This is a genomic window from Serratia sp. BNK-17 (assembly GCF_048684935.1).
GTDB classification, from domain to species: domain Bacteria; phylum Pseudomonadota; class Gammaproteobacteria; order Enterobacterales; family Enterobacteriaceae; genus Serratia; species Serratia nematodiphila.
Genome location: NZ_JBLQTR010000001.1, coordinates 2,810,359 through 2,829,381, shown reverse-complemented (window position 1 = coordinate 2,829,381; position 19,023 = coordinate 2,810,359). Strand labels below are relative to the sequence as shown.

At 61.6% G+C, this 19,023-nt stretch carries 16 protein-coding genes; 4 read left to right on the top strand and 12 right to left on the bottom strand.

Annotated elements, in window-relative coordinates; genetic code table 11:
- Positions 1-295: 295 nt before the first annotated feature.
- Positions 296-4,186 carry a phosphoribosylformylglycinamidine synthase gene (purL, locus tag ACMGF7_RS13415; protein WP_197763922.1) on the bottom strand — a complete coding sequence of 1,297 codons (3,891 nt, stop codon included), beginning with the start codon at positions 4,184-4,186 and terminating at the stop codon, positions 296-298.
- A gap of 277 nt (positions 4,187-4,463) precedes the next feature.
- Between purL and mltF the strand changes: the two genes are divergently transcribed.
- Positions 4,464-5,924: a membrane-bound lytic murein transglycosylase MltF gene (gene mltF, locus ACMGF7_RS13410; RefSeq protein ID WP_049242188.1), complete on the top strand. Its 1,461-nt coding sequence runs from the start codon at positions 4,464-4,466 to the stop codon at positions 5,922-5,924.
- Here mltF and tadA read toward each other — a convergent pair whose 3' ends face one another.
- Positions 5,925-6,431 (bottom strand): tRNA adenosine(34) deaminase TadA, encoded by a 507-nt coding sequence (gene tadA, locus ACMGF7_RS13405; RefSeq protein ID WP_015378796.1) that lies wholly within the window; start codon positions 6,429-6,431, stop codon positions 5,925-5,927. It abuts the gene before it with no gap.
- A gap of 117 nt (positions 6,432-6,548) precedes the next feature.
- On the opposite strand from tadA, the gene ACMGF7_RS13400 reads away from it, so the two are divergent.
- On the top strand, positions 6,549-7,601 hold the full coding sequence (locus ACMGF7_RS13400) for a DUF2157 domain-containing protein (protein ID WP_420286473.1): 1,053 nt from the start codon (positions 6,549-6,551) through the stop codon (positions 7,599-7,601).
- A gap of 48 nt (positions 7,602-7,649) precedes the next feature.
- Here ACMGF7_RS13400 and yfhb read toward each other — a convergent pair whose 3' ends face one another.
- From yfhb to murQ, 3 genes are read right to left on the bottom strand one after another with little or no spacing between them, the layout of a single operon-like run.
- Positions 7,650-8,306, bottom strand: a complete 657-nt coding sequence (yfhb, locus tag ACMGF7_RS13395) for a phosphatidylglycerophosphatase C (RefSeq protein ID WP_197799216.1) — start codon at positions 8,304-8,306, stop codon at positions 7,650-7,652.
- Between the two features lie 3 nt (positions 8,307-8,309).
- A complete protein-coding gene (locus ACMGF7_RS13390) occupies positions 8,310-9,677 on the bottom strand; it encodes a PTS transporter subunit EIIC (RefSeq protein ID WP_049242195.1) in 1,368 nt (455 codons plus the stop codon).
- A gap of 18 nt (positions 9,678-9,695) precedes the next feature.
- A complete protein-coding gene (gene murQ / locus ACMGF7_RS13385) occupies positions 9,696-10,589 on the bottom strand; it encodes an N-acetylmuramic acid 6-phosphate etherase (RefSeq protein WP_164123730.1) in 894 nt (297 codons plus the stop codon).
- 167 nt (positions 10,590-10,756) lie between these two features.
- Here murQ and ACMGF7_RS13380 point away from each other — a divergent pair, with 167 nt between their 5' ends.
- Positions 10,757-11,605 carry a MurR/RpiR family transcriptional regulator gene (locus ACMGF7_RS13380; RefSeq protein ID WP_164095095.1) on the top strand — a complete coding sequence of 283 codons (849 nt, stop codon included), beginning with the start codon at positions 10,757-10,759 and terminating at the stop codon, positions 11,603-11,605.
- Positions 11,606-11,657: 52 nt separating this feature from the next.
- The gene (locus ACMGF7_RS13375) at positions 11,658-11,918 is read left to right on the top strand and encodes a YfhL family 4Fe-4S dicluster ferredoxin (protein ID WP_033632309.1); all 261 of its coding nucleotides are present in this window, start codon (positions 11,658-11,660) and stop codon (positions 11,916-11,918) included.
- A gap of 46 nt (positions 11,919-11,964) precedes the next feature.
- Here the strand turns inward: ACMGF7_RS13375 and acpS are convergent, their stop codons facing one another.
- The 7 genes from acpS to lepA form a co-directional block, all read right to left on the bottom strand.
- Complete coding sequence (acpS, locus tag ACMGF7_RS13370; protein ID WP_004929169.1) at positions 11,965-12,345, bottom strand: holo-ACP synthase; 381 nt, start codon at positions 12,343-12,345, stop codon at positions 11,965-11,967.
- On the bottom strand, positions 12,345-13,076 hold the full coding sequence (gene pdxJ / locus ACMGF7_RS13365; protein WP_420286472.1) for a pyridoxine 5'-phosphate synthase: 732 nt from the start codon (positions 13,074-13,076) through the stop codon (positions 12,345-12,347). Before pdxJ ends, acpS begins: the two co-directional genes overlap by 1 nt.
- Positions 13,077-13,147: 71 nt before the next feature.
- Entirely contained in the window at positions 13,148-13,879 is a 732-nt protein-coding gene (recO, locus tag ACMGF7_RS13360) for a DNA repair protein RecO (RefSeq protein ID WP_004929165.1), read from the bottom strand.
- 6 nt (positions 13,880-13,885) lie between these two features.
- Entirely contained in the window at positions 13,886-14,794 is a 909-nt protein-coding gene (gene era, locus ACMGF7_RS13355; protein ID WP_004929162.1) for a GTPase Era, read from the bottom strand.
- Positions 14,791-15,471 carry a ribonuclease III gene (gene rnc / locus ACMGF7_RS13350; protein ID WP_004929158.1) on the bottom strand — a complete coding sequence of 227 codons (681 nt, stop codon included), beginning with the start codon at positions 15,469-15,471 and terminating at the stop codon, positions 14,791-14,793. Before rnc ends, era begins: the two co-directional genes overlap by 4 nt.
- A gap of 234 nt (positions 15,472-15,705) precedes the next feature.
- Entirely contained in the window at positions 15,706-16,683 is a 978-nt protein-coding gene (gene lepB / locus ACMGF7_RS13345; protein WP_160125873.1) for a signal peptidase I, read from the bottom strand.
- 32 nt (positions 16,684-16,715) lie between these two features.
- Positions 16,716-18,515, bottom strand: coding sequence for a translation elongation factor 4 (lepA, locus tag ACMGF7_RS13340; RefSeq protein WP_004929150.1), 1,800 nt, complete (start codon positions 18,513-18,515; stop codon positions 16,716-16,718).
- Positions 18,516-19,023 lie beyond the last annotated feature (508 nt).

Below are 19,023 nucleotides of genomic sequence, written 5' to 3'. Positions count from 1 at the left end.
GTTTTGCAACAAAAATAATAACGCAATGATTTTATTTAAAAATAAAATTACATCAGCAAATTCCCCCACCCATTACGCACTGATGAGCGATGAAAAAAACGCCGTGCTGTCGCCAAATGCAGACAACTAAAGTCAAACCTGCTTACCTACAATAAAATCAATAAGTTAAACGTCTCCATTTGGCGACAGGGAAAATAGCGCTTGTCGCAAAATGCAGACACTGCCGCCAGACGGCGAACGCCGGCCATAAAAAAGGGCGCAATTGCTTGCGCCCTCTGTACGGTGGTGGCCGTTTTTAGCCCAGCTGCTTACGGGCGTTGCGGAACATACGCATCCACGGGCTGTCCTCGCCCCACTCTTCCGGGTGCCAGGAGTTGCTGACGGTGCGGAACACGCGCTCCGGGTGCGGCATCATCACCGTGGCGCGCCCGCTGGCGCTGGTCACGGCGGTAATGCCGTTCGGCGAGCCGTTCGGGTTGGCCGGATAAGCTTCCGTCACCTGACCGGCGTTGTTGACGAAACGCAGCGCCACCAGGCCGTGGCTTTCCAACGCCGCCAAATGCGCCGCATCGCGCACTTCGACGTGCCCTTCACCGTGGGAAACGGCGATCGGCATGCGCGAGCCGGTCATGCCCTGCATGAACAGCGACGGGCTGGCCGCCACTTCCACCAGGCTGAAACGCGCCTCGAAGCGATCCGACAGGTTGCGCACGAAGCGCGGCCAGTGTTCGGCGCCCGGGATCAGCTCACGCAGGTTGGACATCATCTGGCAGCCGTTGCACACGCCCAGCGCCAGCGTCTGCGGACGGTGGAAGAACGCTTCAAACTCGTCGCGCACCCGCTCGTTGAACAGGATAGACTTCGCCCAGCCTTCGCCGGCGCCCAGGACGTCGCCGTAAGAGAAGCCGCCGCAGGCCACCAGCGTGTGGAAGTCCTGCAGATCGCGGCGCCCGGCCAGCAGATCGCTCATGTGCACGTCCACGGCGTCAAAGCCGGCGCGGTGGAACGCCGCCGCCATTTCAACGTGGGAGTTCACCCCCTGCTCGCGCAGCACCGCCACTTTCGGGCGAGCGCCCTTGGCGATGTACGGCGCAGCGATGTCTTCCTCGGGTGCGAAGGTCAGCTTCACGTTCAGGCCGGGATCTTGTTCATCCTGCTTGGCCTGATGTTCCTGATCGGCGCACGCCGGGTTGTCGCGCAGGCGCTGCATCTGCCAGGTGGTTTCCGCCCACCAGGTGCGCAGCGTATTGCGGCTTTCGCTGTACAACGCCTTGCCATGTTGGTTGATGACGAAACGATCGCCGGCCTGCGCGCTGCCGATCTGATGCACGTTGTCGGTCAGCCCATGCTGAGCGAACGCCTGCTTCACCTCGTCGAGACGTTCGGCGCTCACCTGGATCACCGCGCCCAGCTCTTCGTTGAACAGCACCGCCAGCGCATCGTCGCCGAGGCCATCGAGGTTAACCTCTACGCCGCAGTGACCGGCAAAGGCCATCTCCGCCAGCGTCACCAGCAGGCCGCCGTCGGCGCGGTCGTGATAAGCCAGCAGCGCGCGATCGGCCACCAGCTGCTGCATGGCGTTGAAGAAGCCCGCCAGCTGCGCGACATCGCGCACATCGGCCGGTTTGTCGCCCAGTTGGCGATAAACCTGCGCCAGCGCGGTAGCGCCCAGCGCGTTATGGCCGTTGCCCAGATCGATCAACAGCAGCGCGCTGTCGCCCTTATCGGTGCGCAATTGCGGCGTCACGGTGTGGCGCACGTCTTCCACGCGGGCGAAGGCGGTGATGACCAGCGACAGCGGCGAGGTCATTTCGCGCTGTTCGTCGCCTTCCTGCCAGCGGGTTTTCATCGACATGGAGTCTTTGCCCACCGGAATGGTGATGCCCAGCGCCGGGCACAGCTCTTCGCCCACCGCTTTCACCGCTTCGTACAGCCCGGCGTCTTCGCCCGGGTGGCCGGCGGCGGCCATCCAGTTGGCGGACAGCTTCACGCGCTTCAGGCTGCCGATCTCGGTGGCAGCCAGGTTGGTCAGCGCTTCCCCGACCGCCAGGCGGCCGGAGGCGGCGAAGTCCAGCAGCGCCACCGGCGCACGTTCGCCGAGCGACATCGCCTCGCCGTAGTAGCTGTCCAGGCTGGCGGTGGTGACCGCGCAGTCGGCAACCGGTATCTGCCACGGGCCGACCATCTGGTCACGCGCCACCATGCCGGTAACGGTGCGATCGCCGATGGTGATCAGGAAGGTTTTCTCTGCAACGGCCGGCAGATGCAGCACGCGTTTCACCGCGTCGGCCAGCGTGATGTTCTCACGCTGCACCGGCTGGCCACTCGCCTGCAGACGGGTAACGTCGCGGGTCATTTTCGGCGTCTTGCCGAGCAGCACGTCCAGCGGCATGTCGATCGGCTGGTTGTCGAAGTGACGGTCGTTCAACGTCAGGTGCTGTTCTTCGGTCGCTTCGCCGATCACCGCATAAGGTGCGCGCTCGCGGCGGCAGATCTCGTCGAACTGCGCCATCTGCGCCGGGGCGATCGCCATCACGTAACGTTCCTGCGATTCGTTGCACCACACTTCCAGCGGGCTCATGCCCGGCTCGTCGTTGAGGATATCGCGCAGCTCGAAGCGCCCACCGCGGCCGCCGTCGCTCACCAGCTCCGGCATGGCGTTGGACAGGCCGCCGGCGCCGACGTCATGGATAAACAGGATCGGGTTCTGGTCGCCCAGCTGCCAGCAGCGGTCGATCACTTCCTGACAGCGGCGTTCCATTTCCGGGTTGTCGCGCTGCACCGAAGCGAAGTCCAGATCGGCATCGGACTGGCCGGACGCCATCGAGGACGCCGCGCCGCCGCCCAGGCCGATATTCATCGCCGGGCCGCCCAGCACCACCAGCTTGGCGCCGACGGTGATTTCCCCTTTCTGCACGTGATCGGCGCGGATGTTGCCGATGCCGCCCGCCAGCATGATCGGTTTGTGGTAGCCGCGCAGCTCGACGCCGTTATGGCTGTTGACGCGCTCTTCATAGGTGCGGAAGTAGCCCAGCAGCGCCGGGCGACCGAATTCGTTGTTGAACGCCGCGCCGCCCAGCGGGCCTTCGGTCATGATGTCCAGTGCGGTGACGATGCGTTCCGGTTTGCCGAAGTCCTGCTCCCACGGCTGTTCAAAGCCGGGAATGCGCAGGTTGGACACCGAGAAGCCCACCAGGCCGGCCTTCGGCTTGGCGCCGCGGCCGGTGGCGCCCTCGTCGCGGATCTCGCCGCCGGAGCCGGTCGCGGCGCCCGGCCACGGCGAAATCGCCGTCGGGTGGTTGTGAGTTTCCACCTTCATCAGGATGTGCGCGTCTTCCTGATGGTAATCGTACGTGCCGTTCTCCGGCGCGGCGAAGAAGCGGCCGACCTGCGAACCTTCCATCACGGCGGCGTTGTCTTTATACGCCGACAGCACGTAGTCCGGCGTCTGCTCATAGGTGTTTTTGATCATCTTGAACAGCGATTTAGGCTGCTGCTCGCCGTCGATGATCCAGTCGGCGTTGAAAATCTTGTGGCGGCAGTGCTCAGAGTTGGCCTGCGCGAACATATAGAGTTCGATATCCGTCGGGTTGCGCCCCAAACCGGTAAAGGCATTCAGCAGGTAGTCGATCTCGTCCTGCGCCAGCGCCAGGCCGAGCCGGACGTTGGCTTGCTCCAGCGCGGCGCGCCCTGCGCCCAGCACGTCGACCGACTGATACGGCGCCGGCTGATGGTGCGCGAACAGCTGTTCGGCCTGTTGCAGCTCGCTGAAGACGGTTTCCATCATGCGATCGTGCAACAGCGCGGCGAGCTGCCGCCACTGGGCTTCCGTCAGTTCAGGCGCCTTGACGTAGAACGCCAGACCGCGCTCCAGCCGCAGCACCTGTTGCAGACCGCAGTTGTGGGCGATGTCGGTGGCTTTGGAAGACCAGGGAGAAATGGTGCCCGGACGCGGCGTAACCAGCAGCAGCCGGCCTTCAGGAGCGTGTTCGGCGAGAGAAGGACCGTACTTGAGCAGACGCTGAAGCTTGGCGTGTTCTTCGGCACTTAGCGGTGCGCTGACATCGGCAAAGTGGACGTACTCGGCGTAGATATCACTGACGGGCAGGTGAGCGTCCTGGCAGCGGGACAGCAGTTTGGTAATGCGAAAAGCCGATAAAGCGGGCGAACCACGCAGAATTTCCATAATCAAAGTTCTCTCGTCTTCGAAGCGACGGATAAGACGCTTCATTGGGCGCAACAGGGGAAAACGCGCGTCATTATAGAGAATCCTCGGCGCCGACGAAACCGTTTGCGTAGGGATTATTGATAAAAGCATGCCGCACCGTCGAATTGTCATAACGTGTCAATAAAGTTGCACACTGGCGTTTTGTTGCGCAAAATGCCCCCGCACTGGTGATTTAACCATGAGAAAAGTCGCGGTTGTCGTCGCCGGCGTACCTGTGCCACCACTGGATAACTATTTGAAACGTCTTAAAATAAACTACATCCTCATCGGCGTTGTCACTCTGCTTCTGGCTCTCGCGCTGTGGCCCAACATCACCTGGCGCAGCGGCCAGGGCGGGCAACTCCAGGAGATCATTTCCCGCGGCGAGTTGCGTATCAGCACGCTGAATTCACCGCTGACCTATTTCAACACCAAGCAAGGGCCGGGTGGGCTCGACTACGAACTGGCCAAGCGCTTCGCCAACTACCTCGGGGTGAAGCTGGTGGTGATCCCCCATCAGAACATCAATGACCTGTTCGACGATCTGGACGACGACGACGCCGACCTGCTGGCGGCGGGCCTGATCTACAACCAGGAGCGCCTCAGCCGCGCGCGCACCGGCCCGGCCTACTACTCCGTTTCCCAACAGCTGGTGTACCGGCTGGGCAACCCGCGGCCGAAAAGCTTCGCCGACATCAAAGGCAAGCTGGCGGTCGCCTCCGGTTCCGCGCACGTCAGCACGCTAAAACAGCTCAAGCAGGATAAATACCCGGATCTCGCCTGGGAGTCCTCCAGCGATCTCACCTCCAAAGAGCTGCTGGAACGGGTGGCCGACGGCAAGCTGGATTACACCCTCGGCGATTCGGTGACCATCGCGCTGCTGCAGCGCATCCATCCGCAGCTGGCGGTGGCGTTCGACGTCACCGACGAAGAACCGGTCACCTGGTACCTGAAACGCGACGGCGACGACAGCCTGTACGCGGCGATGCTGGACTTCTACAGCCAGATGGTGGACGACGGCACCCTGGCGCGGCTGGAAGAGAAATACCTCGGCCACGTCGGCAGCTTCGACTATGTGGACACCAAAACCTTCCTGTCGGCCATCGATTCGGTGCTGCCCAACTTCCGCCCGCTGTTCGAGAAGCACGCCAACGAGATCGACTGGAAGCTGCTGGCGGCCATCGCCTATCAGGAATCGCACTGGAATCCGCAGGCCACCTCCCCCACCGGCGTGCGCGGCCTGATGATGCTGACCCGCGCCACCGCCGACGGCCTGGGGGTCAACGATCGCCTCGATCCGGAAGAGAGCATTCAGGGCGGCGCCCTGTACCTGCAGCGGCTGATGGCCAAGGTGCCGGACAGCGTGCCGGAAGACGAACGCATCTGGTTCTCGCTGGCGGCCTACAACATGGGTTGGGGCCATATGCTGGACGCGCGCAAGCTGACCAAGACGCAAAAAGGCAACCCGGACAGCTGGGTCGACGTCAAGCAGCGCCTGCCGATGCTCAGCCAAAAGCGCTACTACCCGCAGCTGACCTATGGCTATGCGCGCGGGCGTGAAGCCTACAACTATGTAGAAAACATCCGCCGCTACCAGGTCAGCCTGGTGGGCTATCTGCAGGAAAAAGAGAGAAAGGCGGCGCAGGCGGCCGCCGAGCAGGAAGCGTTGGGGAAAGGCTATCCGACGGTGATGCCGGAACTGGCGCTCAACTACTGATTATTCCGGCTTATCCGCCGCCCGCTGCGCCAGCCTGAGCGCTTTTTTCTGTTCGCGGCGCAGGCGGAAGAAATTGCTCAGGGTGGCGGCGCATTCGTCCGCCAGCACGCCCGAGACGATCTCCACCTGATGGTTCATGCCCGGATGGCGCAGAATGTCCACCAGCGAGCCGGCCGCGCCGGTTTTCTCGTCGGCGGCGCCGTACACCAACCGGCGGATGCGGCTGTGCACCATCGCGCCGGCGCACATCACGCAGGGCTCCAGCGTGACGTACAGCGTGGCGTTCAGCAGGCGATAGTTTTGCAGCACCGCGCCGCCCTGGCGCAGCGCCATGATCTCGGCGTGTGCGGTAGGATCGTGGCGGCCGATCGGCCGGTTCCAGCCCTCGCCGATGACCTGATTGTCCAGCACCAGCAGCGCACCCACCGGCACCTCGCCCTCTTCCTGCGCGCGCAGGGCCAGCTGCAATGCCTGACGCATCCAGTACTCATCGTTATATTCAGTCATCGCATAATTCCTCGTGCGCTTTTGCGGCGGGCATTATACACACTAGCCCTCCTTTGTCGTAGCCGCCCGCCAATGGCTATACTGGCCGAATCGGCATGTGATTCAGGGACAAGAAGCATGAAACTCAGTAAAAAGAACGCCGTCGTGGTGCGCAAGGCGCTGGACGGCTGGGTTGGGGAAGGCACCATGACGCCCGAACAACGGCAGCAACTGCTGCAGCATGTGGACGTGCAACCTTTCGACTGGCGGCGGCTGGCGCGCTATGCGTTTCTCGCCGCGCTGGCCTCGTTGCTGATCGCCGTCACCAGCCTGTTCGCCGACAGCGCACTGCTTGAATGGCTGAGCGAACTGTTCCGCTTCGACGCGCCGGTGCGCATGGCGATCGCCGGCGTACTGGCGGCGCTGGCCTATGTCTGGGCGCTGCGCCGCCGCCAACGGCACCCGGAAAAACGTTACGGCAACGAGGCGGCATTGTTTGTCGCCGTGTTGCTCACCGCCTGCGCCTTATGGCAACTGGGCGTCTGGCTGGATAACGGCAGCGGGCGGGTTTCCGTACTGCTGCTGGTCGCCGCGCTGCTGTACGGCGCGATCGGCTGGTTCAGCCGCTCCGGGCTGGTATGGTGGTTCGCCCTGCTGTCGCTCGGCAATGCCTTCGGCGCCGAGACCGGCTACCTGTCCGGCTGGGGCGCCTACTGGCTCGGCATGAGCTACCCGATTCGCTTTATCGCCTTCGGCGGGGTGCTGATCGCCGCCGCATTGCTGCTGCGGCCGCTCTTGGCGCAGCGCGGCCTGCAGCGGGTGTCGCTGGCGATGGGCCTGCTGTACCTGTTCATCGCGCTGTGGCTGCTGTCTATCTTCGGCAACTACGGCGATCTCGACAGCTGGTACCGCGCGCGCCAGATTGAGCTGTTCCACTGGAGCCTGCTGTTCGGGCTGGCCGCCCTCGCCGCCATCTGGCTGGGGTTGAAGCATGACGACGCCATGCTGCGCGGTTTCGGGCTGACCTTCCTCGGCATCAACCTCTATACCCGCCTGTTCGAGTTTTTCTGGGACAGCATGCCGAAAACGATTTTCTTCGCGCTGCTCGGCCTGAGCCTGTGGGCGTTGGGGCATTATGCGGAGAAGATTTGGCAGCTGGGGCGCAAGCCGCACGACGTGAGCGACGACTGATCGCGGTACCGATAAAAGCAACCAAGGGCGGAATTCTCCGCCCTTGGTTTATTCCAGCTGCTGCAGCTCGCCCTGCTTGCTCACCCGCCAGCGGTGCTCGCAAAAGAACAGCAGCGGGTTATCCTGCTTGCTGTCGCTGTAACCGCTGTACAACTGCAGCGGCGCGCCGAGCCGCTGTTCCAGCTGCACCACTTTCTGCGCCCCCAGGCAGCGCAGGGTCAAGACCCATCCGCCGCAGCGGCGCGTGATGCGGCTGCCGATCAACCGCACCCGCGGCAGAAACGCCGAATCCCGATACACCTGCGCCACCAGTTGCTCCGGCGAGCCGGTAATCAGCCACACCTCGGCATCGTGCTCCTCCAGATACTGCCGCAGCCGCATTTGCACCACCGGAAACGCGGTCACCTTCTGGCGAAAGGCCTCGATAAACTGCCGCTCCAGCGCCTTCAGCGTCGCTTCGGAACGCCCGAAAGTGATAGCCCACAGCAGCAGGCTCATCGGCCAGCGCGCAGCGCGCCCCAGCAGCAACAGCGCCAGGCCGATCGGCAGCAGCAGCGGCACCACCAGCAGCAGGTTCAGCGGTAGGCGGCGCAGCAGGAAGCGCAAGAAACTGCCGAACATATCCTCCTGATGCAGGGTGCCGTCCAGATCGAAAAACACCACGCGGCGCCCTGCTGCGGCCGGTTGTTGCTGCTTGTCGCTCAAACGCTACTCCTCGGGATCGTTGAACCCCATCATCCAGGTGAAGAGAAAACCGGCGATAATCGTAATCAGCATCCCCGCCAGATACAACATCACCTTACCTGAGACGATGGTCAACGCCAAAGGCAGCCCCGAAATGCCGAAGGTGATCACCGTCGCCACCTTCCAGTAGCTGATCAGCGCACCGCCGACCGCGCCGCCGAGGCAGGCGCCGATAAACGGCCGGCCCAGCGGCAGCGTCACCCCGAAGATCAGCGGCTCGCCGATGCCGAGAATGCCGACCGGCAACGCCCCTTTGATCACCTTCTTCAGCCGCGCGTTGCGGGTTTTCAGCAGCACCGCCAGCGCCGCCCCCACCTGACCGACGCCGGCCATCGCCAGGATCGGCAACAGCGGGTTGGAACCGTGCGCCTGCACCAGCTCGACGTGGATCGGCACCAGCCCCTGATGCAGGCCGGAGAGCACCAGCGGCAGGAACAGCCCGGAGAGCAGCGCCCCCACCAGCAGCCCGCCCTTGTCGATCGCCAGATTGGCGCCGTGGGCGATGGCATCGGAAATAACCCCCCCGAGCGGCTGCAGGATCAGGATCGCCAATGAGGCAGTCACCAGCGTGGTCAGCAATGGGTTAAGGATCAGTTCGACCGACTCCGGCAACAGCGTGCGCAGGCGCTTCTCCACCCAGCACATCAACGCCACCACCAACAATACGGCGATCACCCCGCCGCGCCCCGGCTGCAGCGCCTCGCCGAACAGGGTGATCTGTGCCAGCGCCGGACTGGAGAGAATGCCGGCCATCACGCCGCCCATCGCCTGCGAACCGCCAAACACCCGCGCGGCGTTGACCCCGACCAGAATGTTCATAATGGCGAACACCGCGCTGCCGAAGATCGCCAGCAGCCCCAGCACGTTCGGGTAGTCCACCGCCAGTTGGCCGGCGATGTCGGGCCGTTTCAGCAGGTTGATGATGCCGGTGATCAGCCCCGAGGCGATAAACGCCGGGATCAGCGGAATAAAAACGTCGGCCAGCTTTTTCAGCGCGCCGCTCATCGGCGCAGCGTATTTTTGCTTGGCCTGCGCCTTGGTGCGGGCGGCGTCACCGACGGCGGCAACGGGCTGCGCATCACCGCTCAACAGCCCGCGCATGGCGTCCACCACCTTGGCGGCGGCGCCCGGACCGACGATAAACTGATGCTGTTCACCCTGCTTGATATAGCCCTTCACCCCCGGCAGCTGCTTGAGGGCGGCCAGATCCAGCCGCTGCTCATCGCTGACCTCGACGCGCACCCGCGTCATGCAGTTTTCCAGTTTGAGGATATTGCCCTCGCCCCCCACGCCCGCCAGGAGCTGTGTCGCCAATGCCGTTGTCTTGTCCATCGCCGCCCCCACCGTGAATTAACGCGCCAGCGCCGCGCGCAGGTAGCCGTCGTGCCGCTGCAGCCGCTGCTGCGCCTCATCGGCGCTGACGCCGGCTAAAATCATCAGGATCGCCGGTTTGACCTCAAAGCCGGTCTGCGCCAGCGCCGCCTCCGCCTGAGCGCGTTCGGCGCCGGTGGCCTCCATCACGATGCGGCAGGCGCGATCCACCAGTTTGACGTTGGTGGCCTTCACGTCCACCATCAGGTTCTGGTAGACCTTGCCCAGTTTGACCATCGCACCGGTCGACAGCATGTTGAGTACCAGTTTCTGCGCGGTGCCGGATTTCAGGCGCGTTGAGCCGGTCAGCGCCTCCGGCCCCACCACCGGCGAAATCGCCACCTGTGCTTCGTGCGCAATCGGCGAATCCGGGTTGCAGGAGATGGCCGCCGTCGGGCAGCCCAGCCCGCGCGCATAGCGCAGTGCGCCGATCACGTAGGGCGTGCGCCCCGAGGCCGCCAGCCCCACCACCATATCGACGGCGGTGAGGTTCAGCGCCCGGAGATCGGCTTCACCCAGGGCCTCGTCATCTTCCGCCCCCTCCACCGCTTTGAGCAGCGCGCCCGGCCCGCCGGCGATTAGCCCCACCACCACGCCGTGCGGCACGCCGAAGGTCGGCGGGCACTCGGAAGCGTCCAATACGCCCAGGCGACCACTGGTGCCGGCGCCCAAATAAATCAACCGGCCGCCGGCCTTCAACGCCGCCGCGGCCAAATCGACCGCCTGCGCGATCGCCGGCAACACCTTTTCGATAGCCTCCGGCACCTTGCGATCTTCCTGGTTAAAGCAACGAACCATGTCCAGCGTCGACATTTCATCCAGCCCCATGGTGGCCGGGTTGCGGGTTTCCGATACCAGTGCGCCTAAGTTCATCTGTTCACCTTTGAATTTTTAATTCACATAATTAAATCAATATTTGAATATTTTATTCAACAAAGCGAGCGCTATTTGCTATTTTAACGGTGAGCTCACAAAAATTTTCACCGCGCGTTTTCGCCCTCTGCATGGCAAAATGGCCGCTGGTTTCCAGGGAAAGAACAATGAGTACCCTTCTGCGCATTCGCCAGATGTATCCGACACTGGCGCAAAACGACCGCAAGCTGGCGGACTTTCTGCTGAATAACGCCGAGCAGGCGCGCCATCTCAGCTCGCAAAAACTGGCTCAGTTGGCCGGCGTTAGCCAGTCGAGCGTGGTGAAGTTCGCCCAAAAGCTGGGCTATAAAGGCTTTCCAGCGCTGAAGCTGGCGCTGAGCGAAACGCTAGCCCAACCGCAGGCCGAGCCAGTGGTGACCGTTCACAACCACATCCTCAGCAGCGATACGCTGAAAATCGTCGGTGAAAAGCTGCTGGCGGAAAAGCAGGCGGCGCTGCGCGCGACGCTGGACATCAACAGCGAAGAGCGGCTGCATCAGGCGCTGGACATGCTGCGCCAGGCGCGCCGAGTGATGCTGATCGGCATCGGCGCCTCCGGGCTGGTGGCCAAGGATTTTTCCTTCAAGCTGCTGAAAATTGGCGTGATGGCGGTGGCCGAAGCGGATATGCACGTCCAACTGGCGGCGGTGCAGGCGCTGGACAAACGCGATCTGCTGCTGGCTATCTCCTTCAGCGGCGAGCGGCGTGAAATCAATCTGGCGGCGGAAGAAGCGCGCCAGGCCGGCGCCAGGGTGCTGGCGCTGACCAGCTTCTCGCCCAACGGCCTGCAGCAACGCGCCGATCACTGCCTCTATACCATCGCCGAAGAGCCCCGCACCCGCAGCGCGGCCATCTCCTCCAGCACGGCCCAGTTCGCCCTCACCGACCTGCTGTTTATGGCGCTGATCCAGCACGACCTCGATCATGCCCGCGATCGCATCAAACACAGCGAACAGTTAATGAAAAAGTTGGTTTGACCGGTATAATTGCCGCTGCGAAAATACCCCTGTTAATAATGAGAGATACGCCATGGCCCTGCTAATCACACGCAAATGCATCAACTGCGACATGTGCGAGCCGGAATGCCCGAACCAGGCAATTTCGATGGGCGATGAGATCTACCAGATCGATACCGATCGCTGCACCGAGTGCGTTGGCCATTACGATACGCCAACCTGTCAGCAGGTCTGCCCCATCGACAACACCATTATCACCGATCCGCAGCATCGTGAGACCAACGAACAGCTGTGGGACAAGTTCGTGGTGTTGCACCACGCCGATCGCATTTAACCCGCCGCAGGACTGACAAGGGCGCCGCAGGGCGCCCTTTCTATTTTCAGCTTTCGACGATCACCGTCGCGCAGGCATAGCGCCTTTCATCGGCCAGCGAAACGTGGATCGCGGTGACCCCCATCTCCCCCGCCAGCTCGGCGGCGCGGCCGTGCAAACGAATATTCGGTTTGCCCAACGCATCGTTGAACACCTCGAACTGGTTGAACGCCAGGCCGTTGCGAATGCCGGTGCCGAACGCCTTGGCGGCGGCCTCTTTCACCGCGAAACGCTTGGCCAGAAAGCGAATCGGCTGCTGGTGCTGCTGATACAGCGCCCACTCGGCGTCGCTCAGCACGCGGCGCGCCAGACGATCGCCACTGCGCTCCACCACCGCCTCGATACGCGCCATCTCGACGATGTCGGTACCCAGCCCGAGCACCGCCATTACCGGCGCGCTTCCCGCATCAGCACTTTCATGTCGGCAACCGCAGCCGGCAGACCGCTCATCACCGCCTGGCCGATAATCGCATGGCCGATGTTCAGCTCGTGCATTTCCGGCAGCGCGGCAATCGGCTGCACGTTGTGGTAGGTCAGGCCGTGGCCGGCGTTGACCTTCAGCCCCTTCTCGGCCGCGTAGGCTGCGGCGACCGCGATGCGGCGCAGCTCGGCCTGTACCGCCAGCTCGTCCTGCGCTTCGGCGTAGGCGCCGGTGTGGATTTCGATATAGGGTGCGCCCACCGCCACCGCCGCGTCGATCTGGCGATGATCGGGATCGATGAACAGCGAGACCAAAATGCCCGCCTGCGCCAGGCGCTCGACCGCCACGCTCATTTTGTCCAGCTGGCCGGCGACGTCCAGGCCGCCTTCGGTGGTCACTTCCTCGCGTTTTTCCGGCACCAGGCAGCAGAAATGCGGCTGCAGCTCAATGGCGATGTCCAGCATCTCGTCGGTCACCGCCATCTCCAGGTTCATGCGCGTCTGGATGGTCTGGCGCAGCAAGCGCACGTCGCGGTCGGTGATGTGGCGGCGATCTTCGCGCAGATGCACGGTAATGCCGTCGGCCCCCGCCTGTTCGGCAATGAATGCCGCCTGAACCGGATCCGGGTATTGGGTTCCGCGCGCGTTACGTAACGTGGCGATGTGATCGATATTGACGCCCAGCAGCAAATCAGCCATGACAACCTCTAAATACGATTTTCAGTGCCAGCAGTTTACACGCGGGCGCAGGGCGGAAAAAGGGGAAAAGGTCAGGCGTCGTCAACCGGCGTATTCGGCTGTTTGCGCACGAATTGGCGAAACAGTTCGCGGCTCTTCAACGGTTTGCCGCCGAGGTAGGGTTTCAGCGCCATGCGGGTGAAACGCTTGGCGGCGCGCAGCGTCTCGGCATCGGGAAACTGCCGCTCCGCCAGCGCGCGCAGTTCACGCCCGGTGAAGCTGTAGTGATCCACCACCAGGCTGGCGATAAAGCCTTTCTCTTCGCGGTAACGGTAGGTCATGGCGTCATCCACCGGCAGGCCGCTGCCGGCGCAGTGCAGAAAATCGAGGCCGTAGCCGAGATGATGCAACAAGGCCAGCTCAAACTGGCGCAGCGCCTGTTCCGGCGAACTGTCTTCCGCCGCCAGCGCCTGCAGGCATTGCAAGTAGTCGAAGAACAGCACCGAGTAGTTGGTTTCCTGCTCCAGCACGCGCGCCAGCAGTTCGTTCACGTACAGGCCGCTGTAAAGCATCATGCCGCTGAGGGGTAAACCGAGAGAGACCGCTTCGGCGTTGCGCAGCGTTTTCACTTCGCCACGGCCGCCCCAGCGCACTAACAGGGGGGTAAAGGGCTGCAGGCAACCCTTCAGATTGGAGCGGCGGCTGCGCGCGCCTTTCGCCAGCAAGCGCACCCGCCCATGACCTTCGGTAAACAGATCCAGCATCAGACTGGTTTCACTGTACGGCCGCCCATGCAGGACGAAAGCGCGCTCCCAGCCGTCCACGGATCGTTACTTCAGATCGTCAACATAGCCCAGGCTGCGCAGCGCACGTTCGTCGTCCGCCCAACCGGATTTCACTTTCACCCACAGCTCGAGATGCACTTTGGCGTCGAACATCTGTTCCATGTCCTGACGCGCTTCGATGCCGATGGTTTTGATCTTGGCGCCCTTGTTGCCGATGACCATTTTCTTCTGGCCTTCGCGCTCAACCAGGATCAGGCCGTGCACATCGTAGCCGCCGCGATCGTTAGCCACGAACTGTTCGATTTCCACCGTCACCGAGTACGGCAGCTCTTCGCCCAGGAAACGCATCAGCTTCTCGCGGATGATTTCGGACGCCATAAAGCGCTGGGAGCGATCGGTGATGTAATCTTCCGGGAAGTGGTGTTCCGCTTCCGGCAGCAGCTTGCGCACGATGCCGGCGATGGTGTCGACGTTCATCCCTTTCTCGGCGGAGATAGGCACCACGTCGAGGAAGTTCATCTGCTGGCTGAGGAACGCGATGTGCGGCAACAGCTTGGATTTGTCGGTAACGTTATCGACCTTGTTGATCGCCAGCAATACCGGGCAACGCAGGCTGCGCAGCTTGTTGACCACCATTTCGTCGTCGGCGGTCCAGTTGGTGCCTTCGACCACGAAGATCACCAGCTCAACGTCGCCGATCGAGCTGCTGGCCGCACGGTTCATCAAACGGTTGATGGCGCGTTTTTCTTCGATGTGCAGCCCGGGGGTATCGACGTAGATCGCCTGATAGGCGCCATCGGTGTCGATGCCCATGATGCGGTGACGGGTCGTCTGCGGCTTACGCGACGTAATGGAAACCTTCTGCCCCAGCAGTTGGTTCAGCAACGTCGATTTGCCCACGTTCGGGCGGCCGACGATGGCGATAAACCCGCAGTGTTGTTTTACTTCGCTCATTCAAGCTCCAGCTTTTTCAGCGCTTGTTCCGCTGCCGCCTGCTCGGCTTTACGGCGGCTCGAGCCGGTGCCCACCACGGGCTCGCTCAAACCACTCACCTGGCAGTGGATGGTAAACTCCTGGTCGTGCGCTTCACCGCGAACCTGCACCACCAAATAAGAAGGCAACGGCAGATGACGCCCCTGCAAAAATTCCTGCAAACGGGTTTTCGGGTCTTTCTGCTTATCACCGGGGCTGATTTCGTCCAACCGGCTGCGATACCAGTCCAAAATCAGACGCTCGACGGTCTGGATGTCGCTGTCCAGGAACACGCCGCCGATCAATGCCTCCACCGTATCCGCCAGGATTGACTCGCGGCGGAACCCACCACTTTTCAATTCGCCCGGCCCAAGCCGCAGACATTCGCCCAGGTCAAACTCGCGCGCCATCTCCGCCAGCGTGTTGCCGCGCACCAGCGTGGCGCGCATGCGGCTCATGTCGCCCTCGTCTACGCGAGGAAAACGGTGATAGAGCGCATTGGCGATGACAAAGCTCAGAATCGAGTCACCCAGAAACTCAAGACGTTCATTGTGTTTACTGCTGGCGCTGCGGTGAGTCAAAGCCTGCAGTAAAAGCTCCTGCTGTTGAAAAGTGTAGCCCAGCTTCCGCTGCAGCCTGTTTATTACGATGGGGTTCATGAGTTACCAATAGATCAAGAATGCGTCAAAAACTTGCAGCACACGGAACAGGCCTGCTTCGCCGAAAGCCGATCCAAAGCTGTTTCGTTTGCAGTGGCTCCCAGCAGGAGCCAACTTTTATCGCTCGAGAAGGTATTCTACAACGAGTGGAAACATAATGCTGTGTTTATATCCTCTTAATCTTTCACGCCGCAGTAGGCTGCGGCGTGAAATTGACAGGGAATAAATCAGCGATTAATGAATGCCGCCGATCCGGCTGAAACGCACGCCGGTAGGCCACTCGCCTTCCTGTTTTTCAAAGCTCATCCAGATGGCCGTGGCTTTGCCCACCAGATTCTTCTCCGGCACAAAGCCCCAGTAACGGCTGTCCGCGCTGTTGTCACGGTTGTCGCCCATCATGAAGTAATGCCCGGCCGGCACCACCCACTCCGCCAACGGTTTGCCCGGCTGTTGGTAGTAAGCGCCCACCCGATCCTGCGCGTCCGGCACGGTCAGGATGCGGTGCGTGACGTTACCGAGGCTTTCCTGGCGCTCACGCATGCGAATGCCGCCCGACGGCACGCTATCGTTCAGCGGGATCTGGTAGAAGCCGTTGCTGGCCTCGCCCATGCCGCTGCGGCTGAACAGCTGCACGAAGTCGCTCGGCTGCGCATCGGCGTAGGTCACGGCCAGCGCGGTATCACAGGACTGCCCGCTGTTGCAGGACGGCTGCACCGTGACGCGCTTATTCACCGGATCGTAAGTAATACGGTCGCCCGGCAGGCCAATCACGCGCTTGATATAATCCAGTTTCGGATCCAGCGGATATTTAAATACCGCAATATCACCACGCTTCGGATGGCCGGTTTCAATGAGCGTCGTCTGGGTAATCGGATCTTTAATGCCGTAGGCATATTTCTCCACCAGAATGAAATCGCCAATCAACAGCGTCGGCATCATTGAGCCGGACGGGATCTGGAACGGTTCGTAAATAAACGAACGCACCACAAACACCAGCAGCAACACCGGGAAGACCGATGCGCCGGTCTCCACCCAGCCTGGCTGCTTCGCCACTTTCGCCAGCGTTTTATCGTCTACGGCGCCCGCGGTCTGCTCGTTGACCGCCGCAATCTTCGCGCGGCGGGCCGGCGCCCATTTAAAGCGCTCGAAGCACCAGATGATCCCGGTGACCAGGGTGGCCAACGCCAGGATCAGGGCAAACATATTCGCCATGCAAACTCCCTCGTTTCGCGAACTCGTCGCGGTTACTTGCCGTCTTTACCGACGTGCAGAATGGCCAGGAACGCTTCCTGCGGCAGCTCGACGTTGCCGACCTGCTTCATGCGCTTCTTACCGTCTTTCTGCTTCTGCAGCAGCTTTTTCTTACGGCTGACGTCACCGCCGTAGCATTTCGCCAGCACGTTTTTACGCAGCTGCTTCACGGTGGAGCGCGCGATGATGTGCGTGCCGATCGCCGCCTGAATCGCGATGTCGAACTGCTGACGCGGGATCAGATCTTTCATCTTCTCCACCAATTCACGGCCGCGGTACTGCGAGTTGTCGCGGTGAGTGATCAGCGCCAGCGCATCCACGCGCTCGTTGTTGATCAGCACGTCCACGCGCACCATGTCGGAGGCCTGGAAGCGCTTGAAGTTGTAATCCAGCGACGCATAACCGCGCGACGTGGACTTCAGGCGGTCGAAGAAGTCGAGCACCACTTCCGCCATCGGGATTTCATAAGTCAGCGCCACCTGGTTGCCGTGGTAGACCATGTTGGTCTGCACGCCGCGCTTCTCAACGCACAGGGTGATGACGTTGCCCAGGTATTCCTGCGGCATCAGCATGTGACATTCGGCGATCGGCTCGCGCAGTTCCTGGATGTTGTTCAACGGCGGCAGCTTGGATGGGCTGTCGACGTAGATCACTTCCTTGCCGGTGGTTTCCACTTCATAGACTACCGTCGGCGCGGTGGTGATCAGATCCAGATCGTATTCACGCTCCAGACGCTCCTGAATGATCTCCATGTGCAGCAGACCGAGGAAGCCGCAGCGGAAGCCGAAGCCCAACGCGGTGGAGCTTTCCGGTTCGTAGAACAGGGAGGCGTCGTTAAGGCTCAGCTTGCCCAGCGCATCGCGGAAAGATTCATAGTCGTCGGAGCTGATCGGGAACAGACCGGCGTACACCTGCGGCTTCACTTTCTTGAAGCCCGGCAACGCTTTATCCGCCGGCTGACGCGCCTGCGTCAGGGTATCGCCCACCGGCGCGCCGAGGATGTCTTTGATCGCACAGACCAGCCAGCCCACTTCGCCGCAGTTCAGCACGTCGCGATCGACCTGCTTCGGCGTGAAGATGCCCAAACGATCGGCGTTATACACCTGGCCGGTGCTCATGACCTTGATCTTGTCGCCCTTGCGCAGCGTGCCGTTCTTGACGCGCACCAGCGACACGACGCCCAGGTAGTTATCGAACCAGGAGTCGATGATCAGCGCCTGCAGCGGCGCATCCGGATCGCCCTGCGGCGGCGGAATGTCGCGCACCAGGCGCTCCAGCACGTCAGGCACACCGACGCCGGTTTTGGCCGAGCAGCGCACGGCATCGGTGGCGTCGATGCCGACGATGTCTTCGATTTCCTGCGCGGCGCGATCCGGATCGGCGGCCGGCAGGTCGATTTTGTTCAACACCGGCACCACTTCCAGATCCATTTCGATCGCGGTGTAGCAGTTGGCCAGCGTCTGGGCTTCTACGCCCTGGCCAGCGTCCACCACCAGCAGCGCGCCTTCGCAGGCCGCCAGCGAGCGGGAAACTTCATAGGAGAAGTCAACGTGGCCTGGGGTGTCGATAAAGTTAAGCTGATAGGTCTGCCCATCCTGCGCTTTATAATCCAGCGTCACGCTCTGCGCCTTGATGGTGATGCCGCGCTCGCGCTCCAGATCCATGGAATCGAGCACCTGCGCAGCCATTTCACGGTCGGTCAAGCCACCGCAGATTTGGATAATGCGGTCAGACAGCGTCGACTTACCGTGGTCAATATGGGCAATAATGGAGAAATTTCGTATATGCTTCATTATAAAAGTTTTTCTGCCTTGGTATTTCTGAATTACTCGCCTATAGAAACCCGCATGGACCTAAAGCGACAGTGAATGGGTGAGGCCGTCTTGCACCTGAATCGCTGCATTCTACATGCCACACCACTGAAAACCTAGCGATCGGTGCAGTGAAGGCATTCTATTATGCGCCGCTAAATGTTACAGGGCGCCCCGGCGGGTGAAAACAGATGTTAACGCGGACGATGCGGCCTGAATCCAAGGCTTGCCGGTGCTTCGTGGCCGTCAAACTTCGGCGCTAATACATAACCGGCCACAGCGCAATAAACCCTCTCCGAAATTATAAAAAAAGAATATTTGGATCAACCTCTTAGAATTCCATTTTGCCCCACTTCCTTTAGGAAAAACCCCATATACGCCACCACCGTCCCTCGGATAGAAAGGGCATGAGCTCCGCGACAAAACATTATTCAGGGCACTACATCGGCAGCCCACCGGGGTTCACCAGCATATCTGCGTACGTTGATTG

Bases quoted from the DNA above. Each gene is read 5' to 3' on its own strand.
- purL (WP_197763922.1), bottom strand. From the start codon at position 4,186: ATGGAAATTCTGCGTGGTTCGCCCGCTTTATCGGCTTTTCGCATTACC.
- tadA (WP_015378796.1), bottom strand. From the start codon at position 6,431: ATGACTGAATATAACGATGAGTACTGGATGCGTCAGGCATTGCAGCTG.
- ACMGF7_RS13400 (WP_420286473.1), top strand. From the start codon at position 6,549: ATGAAACTCAGTAAAAAGAACGCCGTCGTGGTGCGCAAGGCGCTGGAC.
- ACMGF7_RS13390 (WP_049242195.1), bottom strand. From the start codon at position 9,677: ATGGACAAGACAACGGCATTGGCGACACAGCTCCTGGCGGGCGTGGGG.
- murQ (WP_164123730.1), bottom strand. From the start codon at position 10,589: ATGAACTTAGGCGCACTGGTATCGGAAACCCGCAACCCGGCCACCATG.
- ACMGF7_RS13380 (WP_164095095.1), top strand. From the start codon at position 10,757: ATGAGTACCCTTCTGCGCATTCGCCAGATGTATCCGACACTGGCGCAA.
- ACMGF7_RS13375 (WP_033632309.1), top strand. From the start codon at position 11,658: ATGGCCCTGCTAATCACACGCAAATGCATCAACTGCGACATGTGCGAG.
- acpS (WP_004929169.1), bottom strand. From the start codon at position 12,345: ATGGCGGTGCTCGGGCTGGGTACCGACATCGTCGAGATGGCGCGTATC.
- pdxJ (WP_420286472.1), bottom strand. From the start codon at position 13,076: ATGGCTGATTTGCTGCTGGGCGTCAATATCGATCACATCGCCACGTTA.
- era (WP_004929162.1), bottom strand. From the start codon at position 14,794: ATGAGCGAAGTAAAACAACACTGCGGGTTTATCGCCATCGTCGGCCGC.
- rnc (WP_004929158.1), bottom strand. From the start codon at position 15,471: ATGAACCCCATCGTAATAAACAGGCTGCAGCGGAAGCTGGGCTACACT.
- lepB (WP_160125873.1), bottom strand. From the start codon at position 16,683: ATGGCGAATATGTTTGCCCTGATCCTGGCGTTGGCCACCCTGGTCACC.
- lepA (WP_004929150.1), bottom strand. From the start codon at position 18,515: ATGAAGCATATACGAAATTTCTCCATTATTGCCCATATTGACCACGGT.